This window comes from Streptomyces gobitricini (assembly GCF_039532985.1).
GTDB classification, from domain to species: Bacteria; Actinomycetota; Actinomycetes; order Streptomycetales; family Streptomycetaceae; genus Streptomyces; species Streptomyces gobitricini.
This window is the reverse complement of record NZ_BAAASR010000002.1, coordinates 309,667-325,085: the sequence shown is the minus strand read 5'-3', so window position 1 is coordinate 325,085 and position 15,419 is coordinate 309,667. Positions and strand designations below refer to the sequence as shown.

Sequence of the window (15,419 nt, the reverse complement as noted above, 5' to 3'; positions counted from 1 at the left end):
CCATGACCTGGATGATTACTGGCGGCGCCGGATTCATCGGCTCCCACGTGGTGAAGGCGATGGCCGCAGGCGGCGAGCGGATCGTCGTCCTCGACGACCTGAGCACCGGCCGCCGCGAGAGGCTCCCCGACGGCGTCCCCCTGGAGGTCGGCACCGTCCTGGACCGTGACGTCGTCGACCGCGTCCTGCGTGAGCACGCCGTCACCGGCATCGTGCACATCGCGGGCAAGAAGCAGGTCGCCGAGTCGGTCGCCAGACCGCTGCACTACTACCGCGAGAACGTCGAGGGCCTCCGTACGCTCCTGGAGAGCGCCGTCGGGGCCGGTGTGACCCGGTTCCTGTTCTCCTCCTCCGCCGCCGTGTACGGCATGCCGGACGTGGACCTGGTCACCGAGGCCACGCCGTGCGCGCCCATCAACCCGTACGGCGAGACCAAGCTCGCCGGCGAGTGGCTGGTCACCGCGGCCGGCCGGACGCACGGCATGGCGACCGCCTCCCTGCGGTACTTCAACGTGGCGGGCGCCGCCACGCCCGAACTGGGCGACGACGGCGTCTTCAACCTCGTACCGATGGTCTTCGAACGCCTCACGGCGGACGAGCGGCCGCTGGTCTTCGGCGACGACTACCCGACGCCCGACGGCACCTGCGTCCGTGACTACATCCACGTCGAGGACATCGCCTCCGCGCACCTCGCCGCCGCCCGCCGGCTGGCCGCCGATCCCGAGGCGTCGCTGGTCCTGAACATCGGGCGCGGCGAGGGCGTCTCCGTCACGGAGATGGTCGGCATCATCCAGGACGTCACCGGCCGCACCAGCGTCAAGCCGCTCGTCACCGACCGTCGCCCCGGCGACCCGGCCCGGGTGGTGGCCTCCGCCGACCGCATCCGCGAGGAACTCGGCTGGAGCGCCCGGTACGGGGTGCGCGAGATGGTCGAGTCCGCCTGGGCGGGCTGGCGGCTGCGCCACCCGTGAGCGAGCGGACACGGCGAAGGGCCCCGGGAACGCTCCCGGGGCCCTTCGCCGTACTGCCTAGCGGTCCCCGAGGAACAGCTTGTCGAAGGCCTTGCTCACGACCGGCCAGTCCCACGTCGACAGCGCGTACTCCGACGCCAGCTTCCCGGCGTTCTGCCACGCCTCCTCGCTCGCCGTGGTCTCCAGGATCCGCTTGGCGGCCTCCTCCGTGGAGCCGACGACCCAGCCCTCCGGGTACAGCGTGCGGGCGCTGTTGGGCTTGCCCGCGTAGAACGGCCAGTCGCGGGAGACGGGGACGGCGGCGCTCGCCGCGCCCTCCATCAGGCCCACGTGGCAGCCCTCACGCACCGACGAGGAGAGGATCACACCGATGTCGGTCAGCGCCGACGGCACGTCGTCGGTCGGGCCGAGCTTCAGCACGACGCCTTCCTGGATGAGCGGGGCGATCTCCTTGTCGAACTGGCGGCGGTAGTCGCGCGTCGCCCGGCTGGTCTTCGGGTTCATGTCGCCGCCCACCAGCAGCAGCCGGTAGCGCTCGTCGTGCTCCCGCACCCGCCGCAGCACGTCCACGGCCCACATCGGGTCCTTGGCGACCTGGCTGATGCCCACCAGACCCAGGTTGAAGCGCGCGTCGGCCGACTTGGGGCGGGCGAAGCCCGACAGGTCCATGGCGTTGTCGATGAGGTGCGCGCGCGGCGCGCCGTCGCCACGCAGCATCGGTACCAGCGACTCGACGAGGTCCTTCACGTGCGGGGCGACATAGACCAGGTCGTCGATCCGCGAGAAGTCCGTCATGTGCGGCCAGCGCGTGAACGCCTCGTAGCTGTGCAGGCGCACGACGATCCGGGTGTCGCCCGGGTCGATCGTCGTCAGCATCGCCGCCGGGCCCACCGACCAGTCCAGGAAGACGGTGTCCGCCCAGTCCAGGTACGGCCGCATCAGCCGCTCGACTTCCTCCTGGTAGGTGCTGGTGCCGCCGGCCAGGCGGTCCTCCAGCACCCGGCGGCCCGCCCACGCGATCCGCTTGAGCGCCTTCTGCGCCGCGAGGTCCAGGTACCGCAGCTCCACGCCCTCGTGGTTGCCGTACCGGTCCAGGATGTGGTGCAGGAAGTTGTCGTTGGCGCTGGTGGTGACCAGCAGCCGCAGCGGACGGTCCTTGGGGGCCGGGGCCGCCGGGGTCTTCCGTCCCTGCGGGCGGCTGAGCACGTCCATCACCTTGGAGCGGTACAGCGGCTCGACGAAGCCCTGCGCGTCCTTGGCCAGCGGCGACGACAGCTGGTCGATGTGCAGTACCCGGTGGAAGCCCAGGAACAGCGCGCGGTCCAGCGCGAAGGAGGCCTTCTCGTGGTCGCCCTCGGCGAACTGGGCGTCGGCGTGGGCGAGCTGGGCCGCGACCGCCTTGTCGAGGTCGCGCGGGTTGAGGCCCTTGCCGAGCTCCTTCATCACGGCCTCGTCCATCAGCTGCGCCTTGAGCCCCAGGTCGGAGATCTTCGACGCGGCGGCGGCGAGCGCCAGGGCGGCACCACTGGTGCGGCCCGCCCACTGCATGCCCTCGGCCACGTAGCGGGTGGTGGCGATGCGCACCTTGGGAGGCACGCCGGGCGCCGTGACGGCCGTACGCCACACGCGGGCGCCGACCGTGGAGCGCATCACGGGGCGGGCGGTGACGTGCCGCATGACGGTGGCGGGCAGACCGTCCACGGAGCGGCGGACGTTCTGCTTCACGACGTCCATCGGGGGCAGGACGCCCCGGCCGCCGGTGGCACCCTTCTCCTTGACCCGGTCGACGGCCTTCAGGGCCGGCGCCAGACCGAAGTGGGCCTCCTCGACGCGGTAGTACTGCGACAGGCGCCACACCGTGTAGACGGCGCCCGCGTCGAGCGCCACCAGGACGTCGGCCTTGCGGGCCAGCCGGCGCAGCACGCTGTCCCGCTCCGCCTGCATCCACACCTTCATGCCGCCCGGCGCCATACGGGCCTTGCGGCGCAGCGCCGTGCTGCGGAAGTTGAGGTTGCGGGGGAGCTGGTGGGTGCCGTCCAGCTCCATGGCGGAGAGTTCCTCGGCCACCGGGTCGAGGGGGAACGTACCGGCGAGGTACGTGGTGGCGCCGGCGGCGCGGAACTTGCGCACCGAGTCGGCGAACACGCCCAGCTGGGGCCGGACGCTGGCGATGAACAGGACGTTGGTCACAGGGACGGTCCTCCGGCGACGATCTGGTTCTCGGCGACGGCGGTGTCGTCCGCGGTGTCCGTCCGCTCTGCCCCGAGGGCGGTGAAGTCGTCGATGAGCTGCTTCACGGCGGCGGTCATCAGCGCCTCGCGGGTGAACTGGTCGGCGTGCGCCATGGCCTCGGCGTGGACCTCGTCGCTCGTCTCCACCGCCATGTGCGCGGCCTTGACGAACGATTCGGTGAGGCCCTCCTCGTCGATACCGACGGCGCCCGTCCACAGCGGGTGCCCGCGCAGCACGTTGGAGGCGTCGTGCTCGACGACGTGCGCCGAGACGATCGGCAGGCCGGTCGCCATGTACTCGTACACCTTGCCGGAGGTGACGTAACGGCCGCCGATGAGGATGAGGACCATCGCGTCCCAGCGGGCGTAGATGGACGCCACCTCGGCCTTGGCGGCGGGGCCGCCGAAGCGTACGCCGTCGGCCTCGGCCTGCTTGAGGACCTCGGCGTGCCGGTTGGCCTCGCGGCCGGAGCCGTTGCCGATGTGGCCGCGCACCTCGAAGGTGGCGTTGGCCAGCAGCGGTTCCTTCTCACGGGCGGCGCGCCAGGCGTTCAGCACGGTCTCCAGGTGCGGAACCGTGAAGTTGACGGTGCCGAGGTAGCCGAACGCCAGCCCGGCCTCGGGGTTGGCGCGGTGCGGCTTGCCCGGCGAGCTGTCGGCGTCGTAGCCGTTGCGCACGACGTGGACGCGGTCGGCGAAGTCGGGGTAGCGGGTGCGGTAGTGCTCGGCGATCGGGTCGTTGACGACCCAGAGGGAGAGAGCGTTGTCGAGGATCCTCTGCTCCCAGACACCCTCGGCGGAGTCGCGGGCGAACGCCTCGACACCGTCGATGACGTCGATGGACCAGCCGTCGCGGAAGTCCACGGCGTACGGGACCTTCGCCTCCTCCCACAGCTTCCACGCGGCGGCGAGGTTGACGTAGGGGACACAGCTGGCGAGCAGCAGGTCGGCCGGGTGGTCGCGGTGGATGCGGAGTACGGCCTTCTCCAGGTCCTCGCGCCACTCACCGAAGTTCGGCTCGGGGAACGGTTCCATCTGACGCCGGCGCAGCCGCGTCACCCACCCGTTCGGGTTGAGGGCGCGGTCCTCGCTGTACAGACGGATGTCCGTCTCCAGGTCCTCGCGCACCAGGGGCAGTTCGACGATCCTGATCTTCGGGTCGACCTGTTCCAGCAGGGTGAGGTCGACGCCGGAGTCCCTTTCCCACGACTCCTGCGCGATGGTGACGACGGTGACGTCCCAGCCCTGGTTGATGAACTGGTTCGCGGTCTCGCGCATGCGGTACGCGCAGCTCTTGGCCGCTGGCGGGAAACCGATGGCGAGGTAGATCACATGGGGTCGCTTGCCTGCCGCGGGCAGCCCGGACCTGGGAGACGCTGACATAACCGGTGACGCTAGCACGGTGACATGTACGGATAAGTGCCTCGCGAGAGGACGTGTCCGGTCACGCGCGCCGGCTGCCTCCCTTCCACTCTTCCATGATCCGGACAACGTTCTGGGCGGCCCGCCCGTCGCCGTACGGGGCGCCGGGGTCGGCCGTGGGCGCCGCGCGGGTGACCGTGGCGGCCCACTCGTCGGCGGACAGCGTGTGCGGGTCGGGAACAAGGACGTTCCAACCCGTGCCGACGGTTTCCACCCACTCCGTTTCGGGACGGATGGTGGTGGTGATGCGCTCCAGCAGGAACGCTTCCTTCTGCAGGCCGCCCGAGTCGGTGACCACACCGGTCGAGGCCAGTACGGCGGCGACCAGGCCGGCGTACGGCAGCGGCCGGCCGACGTGCACGGAACCGGTGTTCAGCTCGATGTCGTGCGCCTGGGCGCGCGAGACCAGACGCGGGTGGGCGAGCAGCGCGACGGGGACCGGCAGGCCGGCCAGCGAGTCGATGATCGCGCGCAGCCGCTCCGGGTCGTCGGTGTTGTCCGGCCGGTGGAGCGTGGCCAGCAGGAACGGCTTCGACGGGTCGATGCCCTCGGGCAGCGCGGGCGCGGGGTGCTTGCCGGCCAGGACGTCGTCGCGGATCCTCAGGCAGATGTCGACCATCACGTCGCCGGCCAGCACCGCGCGGTCCTCCAGGCCCTCCTCGGCGAGGTGGCGCATGGCCTCCTCGGTCGGGGCGAGCAGGACGTCGGCGCAGTGGTCGGTCAGGACGCGGTTGTGCTCCTCCGGCATGCGCCGGTTGAAGGAGCGCAGACCCGCCTCCAGGTGGGCGACCGGCAGGTGCATCTTCACGGCCGAAAGGGCACCGGCGATGGTGGAGTTGGTGTCGCCGTAGACCAGGACCCAGTCCGGCTTCTCACGCTCCAGGACCGGGTCGAGCGCGGAGAGCACGGCTCCGGTCTGGACGCCGTGGCTGCCGGAGCCGACACCCAGGTGGACGTCCGGGTCGGGGATGCCGAGGCCGTCGAAGAAGACGTCGGAGAGGTCGGCGTCGTAGTGCTGCCCGGTGTGCACGATGACGTGCTCGTGCTCCGTCTCGGCGAACGCGGCCGCGATGGGGGCGAGCTTCACCAATTGGGGACGTGCACCGACGATGCTGATGACTTTCACTGAGCACTCTTCTTCTACTGGGACAGGTCAATGAGGGAGGCGTGCCGTGCCATCGTAGGCAATGGCCGGGGTGACCAGGCCCGCGGCCGGAGCAAGGGCCGGAACACGAGGGTCCGACGACCATGGTCAGAAGGCGCGTGCGCGTCGGCGGGCGGCCGGGATAACGATTCCGTGAACAGTTGACGGCGAGGTTTCGCGGCGGTTGTCAGGGGCGTACGGACCGGGGCCCCAGGCTCTCGGCGCCGTACGCCGCCACCCGTCGGCGCAACTCGCGGTCCGCCGTCACCACGACGCAGCGGCGCCCCGCGGCGGCGGCCTCGCCCGCCAGCTCCACGATCCGGTCGTCACCGCTGCCCGGCGCCTCCTCGACCCGCACCCCGGGCACCGGTTCCACGCCCCGGGCCCGCCCCTCGACCACGAGCACGACGTCCAGCGGGCCGGGATGCCCGGTCACCCCGTCGGCGGCCTGGGGGACGAGCCGGTCACGCAGCCGCTCGGCGGCTCCACGCCGGTCCCGCCACCAGCCGTCCGGCACCGATCCGACGACGTTCGCGGCGTCGACGACAAGGAGAGTGAGCACGGTACGAGGGTCCCACGCCGCCGCGGCCGGGTGGGCCTTTCGGGGGACCGGGGGGCACGCGCCAAAATGCTATCGTCGCGCAAGCTCGGGGGAACTGCGCGTGAACTGTTCGAACTGTTCAGGGGAAGGTCGGCGGTGAGCCATGACGGTGTGGTCCGCGCGGAGATCGCGGAGAGCCGGGCGTCCTGCGGACGCCCCGTCGGGCCGTAGCGCCGCCCGGGGCGGCACCCCCCTCCCCGACGCCTCCCTGCCGGCCACCACCGACTGGCTGGTGCGCGGCAAGGACGGCCGCCTCACGGCGTACGCCCCTGTCGAGGGCGCCGTCCTGCGCTGGACCGAGCGGCACCCCGGCGGACCCGAGTGGACCGGCCCCGAGACGATCCCGGCGCCCGGCATCGACCCGCACCTCTCCATAGCCCAGGGCGCCGACGGTTACGTCCACCTGGTGGCGCTGCGCCGCACGCGCCGCGCGGACGGCACCCCCGCCACCGACGTCGTCTTCGCGCTCCAGTACCAGTCCGGTCTGGCCGTGCGCGACTGGGCGGTGGTGGGCAACCCGTACCCCGACGACCCCGCCCTGGCGGAGCGGATCGGCCCGCCGGCGGCCGTCATCGACTCCGAGGGCTCGCTGCACGTCTTCGTACGCAACGTGGGCGGCGGGATCTGCGGACGCGCCTCGGTGCCGTCGGGGAAGTGGAACAAGTGGGCCGACCTCAAGGGCAGCGGGATCACCGGCCCCATCCGGGCGTCGATCACCTCCGACGGCCTGATGGAGCTGGCCGCGCCCGCGGAGGACCACATCCTGCGGTGGACGCAGGAGACGAAGGGCGTGAAGTTCCAGCGGGCCGAGGACGTCCCGGCCGGCGCCGAGGCCGGCTCGCTCTCCTCGGAACGCACCGGCCCCGGCCGCCTCACCCACTTCTGGCACGACGCCAAGGACGGCACGGTCCGGGCCTGGCGCCCCTCCGACGAGGCCCCGTCCGTCCTCGGCACCGGGGAGGGCACCGGCCCGGTCGCCCTCCTCCGTACCGCGGTCGACGGACACGACTGCACGGTCATGGCCCACCGGGACGCCGCCACCGGCCGCCCCGCCCTCGCCGCCTACCCGACGGAGGACGAGGCGCTCGGCGCCACCTGGACGCTCACCGGCGAACCGTGCGTGGGCGCCCCCGCGCTGGCGGTCGACGGCCGCGGCCGGGTCGTGATGGCCGCCTTCGGCACGGACGGCACCCTGCGCGTCGCCCGCCAGAAGCCGGAGCCGGGGCTGGCCCTGGAGGCGTGGACGCGGGTGTAGCCCCTCCCCGGCCCGGGCGCCGCCGCCCGGAGCCCGGGGCCTGGGGCGTTCCCGGCTCACACAGCGCCCCCGCTCACGCGGCGCCCCTGCTCACGCGGCGGGTCGCTGGCCCCCGTGGCGGGGCGGTGTTCGGGCGGTGGCCCACGCGGCGGGTCGGTGTTCGGGGCGGGACCCGGGCGCGGCGGGGCGGTGGTCCGGTTCCACGCGGCGGTCAGGGTTCGGCTCGGTGGTCCACGAGGCGGGCAGATTTACGCGGCGCCCTGGTCACGCGGCACGCTGGCTCACGCGGCGCCCCGGCTCACACAGCGCTCCCGCTTACGCGGCGCTCCCGCTTACGCGGCGCTCCCGGGCGTGGGGCGCCGGTCCATGGGGCGGGCCGGGCCGGGCGGGGCGCTTCCGGCCGCGCGGGCGGGTCCCGGCGCGGTGGTCGCCCACCGCGCTCCTGCCGCCGCGCGGGCCGGAGCGCGAGAAGGCCCCGGGTGGGTACCCGGGGCCCGGCGCCGCGGGGCGAGGGCGCGCCCCCGCGGGCGGAATCAGACGCGCTCGGTGAGCGTGCCGTCCTTCTCGTCGTACAGGGCGCCGGTCTTCGGGCACTCCCAGACACCGGCCTCGCCGTCCCGCTCCACCAGCTTGACGCCGCTCCGGCCCACCCAGCCGACCTGCCGCGCCGGAACGCCCACGACCAGCGCGAAGTCCGGGACGTCCTTGGTGACGACCGCGCCCGCGGCCACCATCGCCCAGCGGCCGATCTCCAGCGGCGCCACGCACACCGAGCGGGCGCCGATCGAGGCGCCGTCGGCGATCCTCACGCCCACGGCCTCCCAGTCGCCGCCGCGCTTCTGCTTGAAGTCGGGGTCGACCGAGCGCGGGTTGTGGTCGTTGGTGAGGACGACGGCGGGACCGATGAAGACTCCGTCGCCGAGCTCGGCCGGCTCGTAGACCAGGGCGTAGTTCTGCAGCTTGCAGTTGTCACCCATGCGCACGCCGGTGCCGACGTACGCGCCGCGGCCGACCACGCAGCCTTCGCCGAGCTTCGCTCCCTCGCGGATCTGCGCGAGTTCCCACACACTGCTCCCGGAGCCGATCTCGGCGTCGTCGGCGACCTGTGCGGTGGGCTGGACCCTGTAATTCACTGTGCTCTGCCTTCCGGCTCCCGGGATGCGTCTTCGCCCGGCGAGCATACGGCCACGGGTACCGCGCCCGGCCGGGCCGGGCGGCGCCGGGCCGGTTTGACCCGTCGGAGCGCGGACCGTAACCTTGACCGTCGGCGTGTTTCCATGCGCGCCAACTCCTGAGCACCTCCCTTCCGGCCGGACACGGTCCGTGGTTGGAAGAGGCCGCTCATCCCACCCGGAGCAGTCACGGACCCGCCGGTCCGTGCGAGCGGCTGGCATCAGGGGTTTCCGTTCCGAGCGAGAGTGAGTTCCGCGTGTACGCCATCGTGCGCAGCGGTGGTCGCCAGCACAAGGTTGCTGTCGGCGACATCGTTGAGGTTGACAAGATTTCCACTGCCAAGGTTGGCGACACGGTCGAGCTCTCGACCCTGCTCGTTGTCGACGGCGACGCTGTGACCAGCGACCCGTGGGTGCTGGCCGGCATCAAGGTCCAGGCCGAGGTCGTGGACCACCACAAGGGCGCCAAGATCGACATCCTGCGCTACAAGAACAAGACCGGCTACCGCCGTCGTCAGGGCCACCGCCAGCAGTACACGGCGATCAAGGTCACGACGATCCCCACGGCTGCGAAGTAAGGGACTGAGGAGACATGGCACACAAGAAGGGCGCATCGTCCACCCGGAACGGTCGCGACTCCAACGCTCAGCGGCTCGGCGTGAAGCGCTTCGGCGGTCAGGTCGTCAACGCCGGTGAGATCCTGGTCCGCCAGCGCGGCACCCACTTCCACCCCGGCTCGGGCGTCGGCCGTGGCGGCGACGACACGCTGTTCGCGCTGCAGGCCGGTGCGGTGGAGTTCGGCACGTTCCGTGGTCGCAAGGTCGTGAACATCGTTCCGACCGCTGCCTGATCGGGCTGCTCGGTTCTTCGCGAGGGCGGACCTCACTTCCCGTACCGGGAAGCGGGTCCGCCCTTCGCGTGTTAACACGTAGACATTTCCGCACGTAACTGGAGGCACAGAACATGACCACCTTCGTGGACCGCGTCGAGCTGCATGTCGCCGCGGGTAACGGAGGCCACGGCTGTGCCTCCGTTCACCGTGAGAAGTTCAAGCCGCTCGGCGGCCCCGACGGGGGCAACGGCGGCCGGGGCGGCGACGTGATCCTGGTCGTCGACCAGTCGGTCACCACGCTCCTGGACTATCACCACTCGCCGCACCGCAAGGCCACCAACGGCAAGCCCGGCGAGGGCGGCAACCGGTCCGGCAAGGACGGCCAGGACCTGATCCTGCCGGTGCCGGACGGCACGGTCGTCCTCGACAAGAAGGGCGACGTGCTGGCCGACCTGGTCGGGCACGGCACCTCGTACGTCGCCGCCGAGGGCGGCCGCGGCGGCCTCGGCAACGCGGCGCTGGCCTCGGCCCGCCGCAAGGCGCCGGGCTTCGCCCTGCTGGGCGAGCCGGGGCGGTCCGGCGACATCGTCCTGGAGCTCAAGACGGTCGCGGACGTGGCACTGGTGGGCTACCCCAGCGCCGGCAAGTCGTCGCTGATCTCCGTGATGTCCGCCGCCAAGCCGAAGATCGCGGACTACCCCTTCACGACCCTGGTCCCCAACCTGGGCGTCGTCACCGCCGGCTCCACCGTCTACACCATCGCGGACGTACCCGGCCTCATCCCGGGCGCCAGCCAGGGCCGCGGCCTGGGGCTGGAGTTCCTCCGCCACGTCGAGCGCTGCTCGGTGCTCGTCCACGTGCTGGACACGGCGACGCTGGAGTCCGACCGTGACCCCGTCACCGACCTGGACGTGATCGAGGAGGAGCTGAGGCAGTACGGCGGCCTCGACGACCGTCCCCGTATCGTCGTCCTCAACAAGATCGACATCCCGGACGGCAAGGACCTCGCGGACATGATCCGCCCGGACCTGGAGGCACGCGGCTACCGCGTCTTCGAGGTGTCGGCCGTCGCCCACATGGGCCTCAAGGAGCTGTCCTTCGCGCTGGCCGAGATCGTCTCCCAGGCGCGGGCGGCCAAGCCGAAGGAGGAGGCGACCCGGATCGTCATCCGCCCGAAGGCGGTCGACGACGCGGGCTTCACGGTCACGCAGGAGGAGGACGGCCTCTTCCGCGTGCGCGGCGAGAAGCCGGAGCGCTGGGTGCGCCAGACGGACTTCAACAACGACGAGGCCGTCGGTTACCTGGCGGACCGCCTCAACCGCCTCGGTGTCGAGGACCAGCTGATGAAGGCCGGGGCCCGCGCGGGCGACGGCGTCGCCATCGGCCCCGAGGAGGACGCGGTCGTCTTCGACTGGGAGCCCACGATGATGGCGGGCGCGGAGATGCTGGGCCGCCGCGGTGAGGACCACCGCATGGAGGCCCCGCGCCCGGCCGCGCAGCGCCGCCGGGACCGCCAGGCGGAGCGGGACGAGGCGGAGCGCGAGTTCGACGGCTTCGACCCCTTCTGATCCTCCGCCCCACGCCGGACGTTCGATGACGCGCCCCCGTGCGGGGGCTCGCGGTGGGCCGCCCACGCCGGGTGACCAGTGCCGCGCGCCCCTCCCGCACGGGGGCGTCGCGCTGCCCCGGCCCCGTGGTGCGGGGCGCGGGCCCCGCAGGGGCCGTCCGCGGGGCGGCCGGCCGTCGTCGGGCCCGCGCGCGTCGGGTCCGGGACCACCCTGTGTGGCCGGCCGGTCACGGTGACGGTTCCCAGGGCGTAAAAGGGCATGAACTCCGGTTTACCTCGCTCCGGGCGGACAACCTGTGGTCAAGGATCACCGTCTTGTCTCCGGGGGCGGGGCCGTGGGTGCCCCGGCCGACTTGAACGGAGCGTCGATGAAGGTCTCCTTCCTCATCCACACCATCTACGGCATCGGCGGCACCATCCGCACCACACTGAACCTCGCGGAGGAGCTGGCCGGACGCCATGAAGTGGAGATCGTCTCCGTGTTCCGGCACCGGGACGAGCCGCTCTTCGCGATCGACCCGCGCGTCACCGTCGTACCGCTCGTCGACACCCGCCCCTCCTCGGCGACCAACGAGAAGAAGCACGAGCGGCACCTTCAGCCCGCCGAGCACTTCCCGGAGAACGAGGCGCGGTACAAGGAGTACAGCCGCCTGACCGACGAACGCGTCCGCGCCCACTACGCCGGTGCCGGGTCCGACGCCGACGTCGTCATAGGCACCCGGCCCGGACTCGTCGCGTACGTCGCCGCGTTCGCGCCCGAGCACGCGGTGCTCATCGGCCAGGAGCACATGACGCACAACCACCACAAGCCCGGGCTGCGGGCCGAGATGGCCGGGTTCCTGCCGAAGCTCGACGCGTTCGTCACCGTCTCCGAGGGCGACGCCGCCTCCTGGCGCGACCGGATGCCGCTGCCCGGCACCCGGGTGCTGGCCATCCCCAACAGTGTGCCCGCGCCGGTCGTCCCGCCCTCCGACACCTCGGGCACCACGATCGTGGCGGCGGGGCGGCTGGCGTCCGAGAAGCAGTACCAGGTCCTGATCGAGGCGTTCGCGAAGGTCGTCGCCCGCCGCCCGGAGTGGACGCTGCGCATCTGCGGCTGGGGCGACCAGAAGGACCGGCTCCGTGCGAGGATCGACCAACTGGGCCTGTACAACAGCGTCCACCTCATGGGCCCGCGTTCCCCGATCGAGCCCGAGTGGGTCAAGGGTGCGATAGCCGTGTCCACTTCGCGCCACGAGTCCTTCGGGATGACGCTCGTCGAGGCGATGCGCTGCGGCCTGCCCGTGGTGTCCACCGATTGCGACTACGGCCCCCGCGAGATCATCGACGACGGCGAGGACGGCCTCCTCGTACCCGTCGGCGACGTCGACGCCGTCGCCGACGCACTGCTCCGGCTCGTCGACGACCCCGCGCTGCGCCGCCGGATGGGCGCCGCCGCCCTGGTCAACGCTCGCCGTTTCGACCCGGGCCCGGTGGCCAAGCGGTACGAGGAGCTGTTCACCGAACTCGGCGCGGCGGCCACCCACCGCGCGGCCCGCCGCCCGCGGCCCGCCCCCGCCGCCGGAGCGCCGACCGTCGCCGACTGCTCCGTGACCGAGGACGGCACGCTGACCGTGACGCTGCTCACCCCCCGCGAGGGCGCCCGCCTGGTGATCGAGGGGCGCGACTTCCCCGTCGACGAGCACGGCACCGCGACCGTCCCGGCCGGGACGCCGTTCTCCGAGGGCGTCCACCCCGTCCACGCCGAACTGCCGGGCGCCGCCGACGCCGTACCGCTCGCCACCCGCGCCGTCGACCAGCGGGGGGCGATGCGAGCGGCCGAGCGGCAGCGCTCCGGCGAACCGGTGCGGCAGCTGGTTCCGTACACGAGGAACGGTGCGCTCCACCTCCGGTCCTGGGTCCGCCCCGCGCACGCCGAGGCCGGCGACGTCCGGATACGGAACGGAACGCTCACCCTCACCGCACGCCTCCACGGCGCGGCGGAGCCCGACGGTGAACCGGTTCTCCTGCTGCGGCGGCGTGGCAAGGCCCCGCTGGAGCTGGCCTTCCCCGGCACGCGCCACGGCGCCGACGGGTTCCGTTTCACCTTCTCCTGCGCCGCTCCCGCCGCCCGTCAGCAGGATCCGCACGATGTGTGGGACCTGTGGCTCCGGTACGCCCCGGGCGCCGGGCCGGTCCGGCTCGGGCGCTTCCTCGACGACGTGGTGGAGAAGGGCTCCCTCTTCCCGTACCCCCCGGTCGCGCTCCGCAAGAAGCAGCCCCTGGGGCTGGTGCGGGGCCTCGCCAGGAAGCTGGCGGGCAAGCCCGGGGAGCGGACCGTCGTCACGCTCTTCCACAGCGCCGCCAACGACCTCGTGCTCAGCGTCGTCGACAAGCCGGCCGCGTGATGTCGGTCACCGGGGCGCCCTCGCGGTGCCCGTCCACTCTCCTCGGCCACAGCGTGAACACCAGGTGTCGCACGGGTGCGGGGGGCCTGATGTCCGCCTTGCGAGACGGTCACGGAGAGTGCGACCATCAGCCCGTCCCCCAGTCGTCGCAAGGTAGGTCGTTCTGTGTCAGCGCCGCATGAAGCCAAGACCCGCACCACAGCTGTCGTGCTCGCCGGCGGTACCGGACAGCGTGTGGGTCTCGCGATCCCCAAGCAGCTGCTGAAGATCGCGGGCAAGGCGGTCATCGAGCACACGCTGACGATCTTCGAGCAGGCCGACTCCGTCGACGACGTGATCGTGCTGATGGCGCCGGGTTTCGTGCCCGACGTCGAGAAGATCATCGCCAAGGCGGGACTCACCAAGGTCACCCGTGTCATCGAGGGCGGTGCCACCCGCAACGAGACCACCGAGCGCGCCATCCGGGCGCTCGGCGAGGGCCTCGGCGAAGGCGAGGACCTCAACGTCCTCTTCCATGACGCGGTACGTCCGCTTCTGTCACAGCGCGTGATCAAGGACTGCGTCGACGCCCTCGACCGCTACCAGGCCGTCGACGTCGCCATCCCGTCCGCGGACACGATCATCGTGACCCGCACCCATGGCGAGGACGGCGAGTTCATCACCGACGTACCCGACCGCTCCCGGCTGCGCCGCGGCCAGACGCCGCAGGCGTTCAAGCTCTCCACGATCAGGCGGGCGTACGAGATCGCGGCCGGCGATCCCAACTTCCAGGCCACGGACGACTGCAGCGTCGTCCTGCGGTACCTTCCGGACGTGCCGATCTACGTCGTCGCGGGCGACGAGTACAACATGAAGGTCACCCAGCCCGTCGACGTCTTCATCGCCGACAAGCTCTTCCAGCTGGCTTCCACCGCCGCCCCGAGCCAGGCCGACGAGGCCGCCTACCGCGAGCTGCTGTCGGGCAGGACGCTCGTCGTCTTCGGCGGCTCGTACGGCATCGGCGCCGACATCGCCGCCCTCGCCGAGCGGTACGGTGCCACGGTGTACGCGCTGGGCCGCTCCACCACCGGCACGCACGTCGAGAACCCCGAACACGTGGAGGAGGCGCTCGCCAGGGCGTACGCGGAGAGCGGCCGCGTCGACTACGTCATCAACACGGCGGGCGTTCTGCGCATCGGCAAGCTCGCCGAGACCGACAACGCGACCATTCAGGAAGCGCTCAACGTCAATTACCTGGCACCGGTGCAGATCGCCCGCGCCGCGTACAAATACCTGGCCGAGACCAAGGGGCAGCTGTTGCTCTACACCTCCTCCAGCTACACCCGCGGCCGCGCCGAGTACAGCCTTTACTCGTCCACCAAGGCCGCCATGGTGAATCTCACGCAGGCCCTCGCCGACGAATGGGCCGGCGAGGGAATCCGGGTGAATTGCGTCAATCCCGAGCGCACCGCCACGCCGATGCGCACCAAGGCGTTCGGCCAGGAGCCCGCCGGATCGCTGCTGTCCTCCGAGGCCGTGGCCCGGACCTCCCTGGACGTGCTGCTTTCCGAGCTCACCGGCCATGTCATCGACGTACGGCAGCAGGACCCCACCCGTGGGGCGGGCGAGGCGTCCGGCTTCGAGAAGGCACTCGCCTCGGTGCTGGACCGTCAGGAAGATGTGTAAACTCAACGGATGTGTTCTTCGGGCCTCTGTGTCGCATTGTGCGAATGCAGAGGCCCGAGTTCGTGAAAGTCCAACAGAGACCGTAAGGGCTCGCAGAGCCAGTCCGTGAAGTCCCCCGCCTTCACGGGAGTCTTGTCCATGTGAAAAAACGGGCACCCCCCTTCTGGAGCAG

12 protein-coding genes are annotated in these 15,419 nt (G+C 71.7%); 7 read left to right on the top strand and 5 right to left on the bottom strand.

The genetic code is table 11. From position 1 onward, the window contains the following. The first annotated feature begins 2 nt into the window (after nt 1-2). Nucleotides 3-971 carry a UDP-glucose 4-epimerase GalE gene (gene galE, locus ABD347_RS02415; protein ID WP_344355802.1) on the top strand — a complete coding sequence of 323 codons (969 nt, stop codon included), beginning with the start codon at nt 3-5 and terminating at the stop codon, nt 969-971. Between the two features lie 57 nt (nt 972-1,028). On the opposite strand, the gene ABD347_RS02410 is transcribed toward galE, so the two are convergent. From ABD347_RS02410 to ABD347_RS02395, 4 genes are all read right to left on the bottom strand, one after another. Next, nucleotides 1,029-3,161, bottom strand: a complete 2,133-nt coding sequence (locus ABD347_RS02410) for a glycosyltransferase family protein (RefSeq protein ID WP_344355800.1) — start codon at nt 3,159-3,161, stop codon at nt 1,029-1,031. Continuing rightward, nucleotides 3,158-4,534 carry a glycosyltransferase gene (locus ABD347_RS02405; RefSeq protein WP_344356348.1) on the bottom strand — a complete coding sequence of 459 codons (1,377 nt, stop codon included), beginning with the start codon at nt 4,532-4,534 and terminating at the stop codon, nt 3,158-3,160. The genes ABD347_RS02410 and ABD347_RS02405 overlap by 4 nt, the downstream gene beginning before the upstream one ends. 112 nt (nt 4,535-4,646) lie before the next feature. Continuing rightward, a complete protein-coding gene (wecB, locus tag ABD347_RS02400) occupies nt 4,647-5,750 on the bottom strand; it encodes a non-hydrolyzing UDP-N-acetylglucosamine 2-epimerase (protein ID WP_344355798.1) in 1,104 nt (367 codons plus the stop codon). Nucleotides 5,751-5,955: 205 nt separating this feature from the next. After that, on the bottom strand, nt 5,956-6,330 hold the full coding sequence (locus ABD347_RS02395; RefSeq protein ID WP_344355795.1) for a PIN domain-containing protein: 375 nt from the start codon (nt 6,328-6,330) through the stop codon (nt 5,956-5,958). A gap of 142 nt (nt 6,331-6,472) precedes the next feature. Between ABD347_RS02395 and ABD347_RS02390 the strand changes: the two genes are divergently transcribed. Further along, nucleotides 6,473-7,624 carry a PLL family lectin gene (locus ABD347_RS02390; RefSeq protein ID WP_344355793.1) on the top strand — a complete coding sequence of 384 codons (1,152 nt, stop codon included), beginning with the start codon at nt 6,473-6,475 and terminating at the stop codon, nt 7,622-7,624. Nucleotides 7,625-8,157: 533 nt separating this feature from the next. Here ABD347_RS02390 and ABD347_RS02385 read toward each other — a convergent pair. Next, nucleotides 8,158-8,757, bottom strand: a complete 600-nt coding sequence (locus ABD347_RS02385) for an acyltransferase (RefSeq protein WP_344355792.1) — start codon at nt 8,755-8,757, stop codon at nt 8,158-8,160. A gap of 296 nt (nt 8,758-9,053) precedes the next feature. Here ABD347_RS02385 and rplU point away from each other — a divergent pair, with 296 nt between their 5' ends. The 5 genes from rplU (at nt 9,054) to ABD347_RS02360 (ending at nt 15,247) form a co-directional block, all read left to right on the top strand. Continuing rightward, a complete protein-coding gene (gene rplU, locus ABD347_RS02380) occupies nt 9,054-9,374 on the top strand; it encodes a 50S ribosomal protein L21 (protein WP_336322652.1) in 321 nt (106 codons plus the stop codon). A 14-nt stretch (nt 9,375-9,388) separates the two neighbouring features. Then, a complete protein-coding gene (gene rpmA, locus ABD347_RS02375; RefSeq protein ID WP_344355788.1) occupies nt 9,389-9,646 on the top strand; it encodes a 50S ribosomal protein L27 in 258 nt (85 codons plus the stop codon). Between the two features lie 113 nt (nt 9,647-9,759). After that, on the top strand, nt 9,760-11,196 hold the full coding sequence (gene obgE / locus ABD347_RS02370) for a GTPase ObgE (protein WP_344355785.1): 1,437 nt from the start codon (nt 9,760-9,762) through the stop codon (nt 11,194-11,196). Nucleotides 11,197-11,563: 367 nt separating this feature from the next. Beyond that, nucleotides 11,564-13,582, top strand: coding sequence for a glycosyltransferase family 4 protein (locus ABD347_RS02365; RefSeq protein ID WP_344355782.1), 2,019 nt, complete (start codon nt 11,564-11,566; stop codon nt 13,580-13,582). 165 nt (nt 13,583-13,747) lie between these two features. Continuing rightward, complete coding sequence (locus ABD347_RS02360) at nt 13,748-15,247, top strand: SDR family NAD(P)-dependent oxidoreductase (protein WP_344355779.1); 1,500 nt, start codon at nt 13,748-13,750, stop codon at nt 15,245-15,247. Nucleotides 15,248-15,419 lie beyond the last annotated feature (172 nt).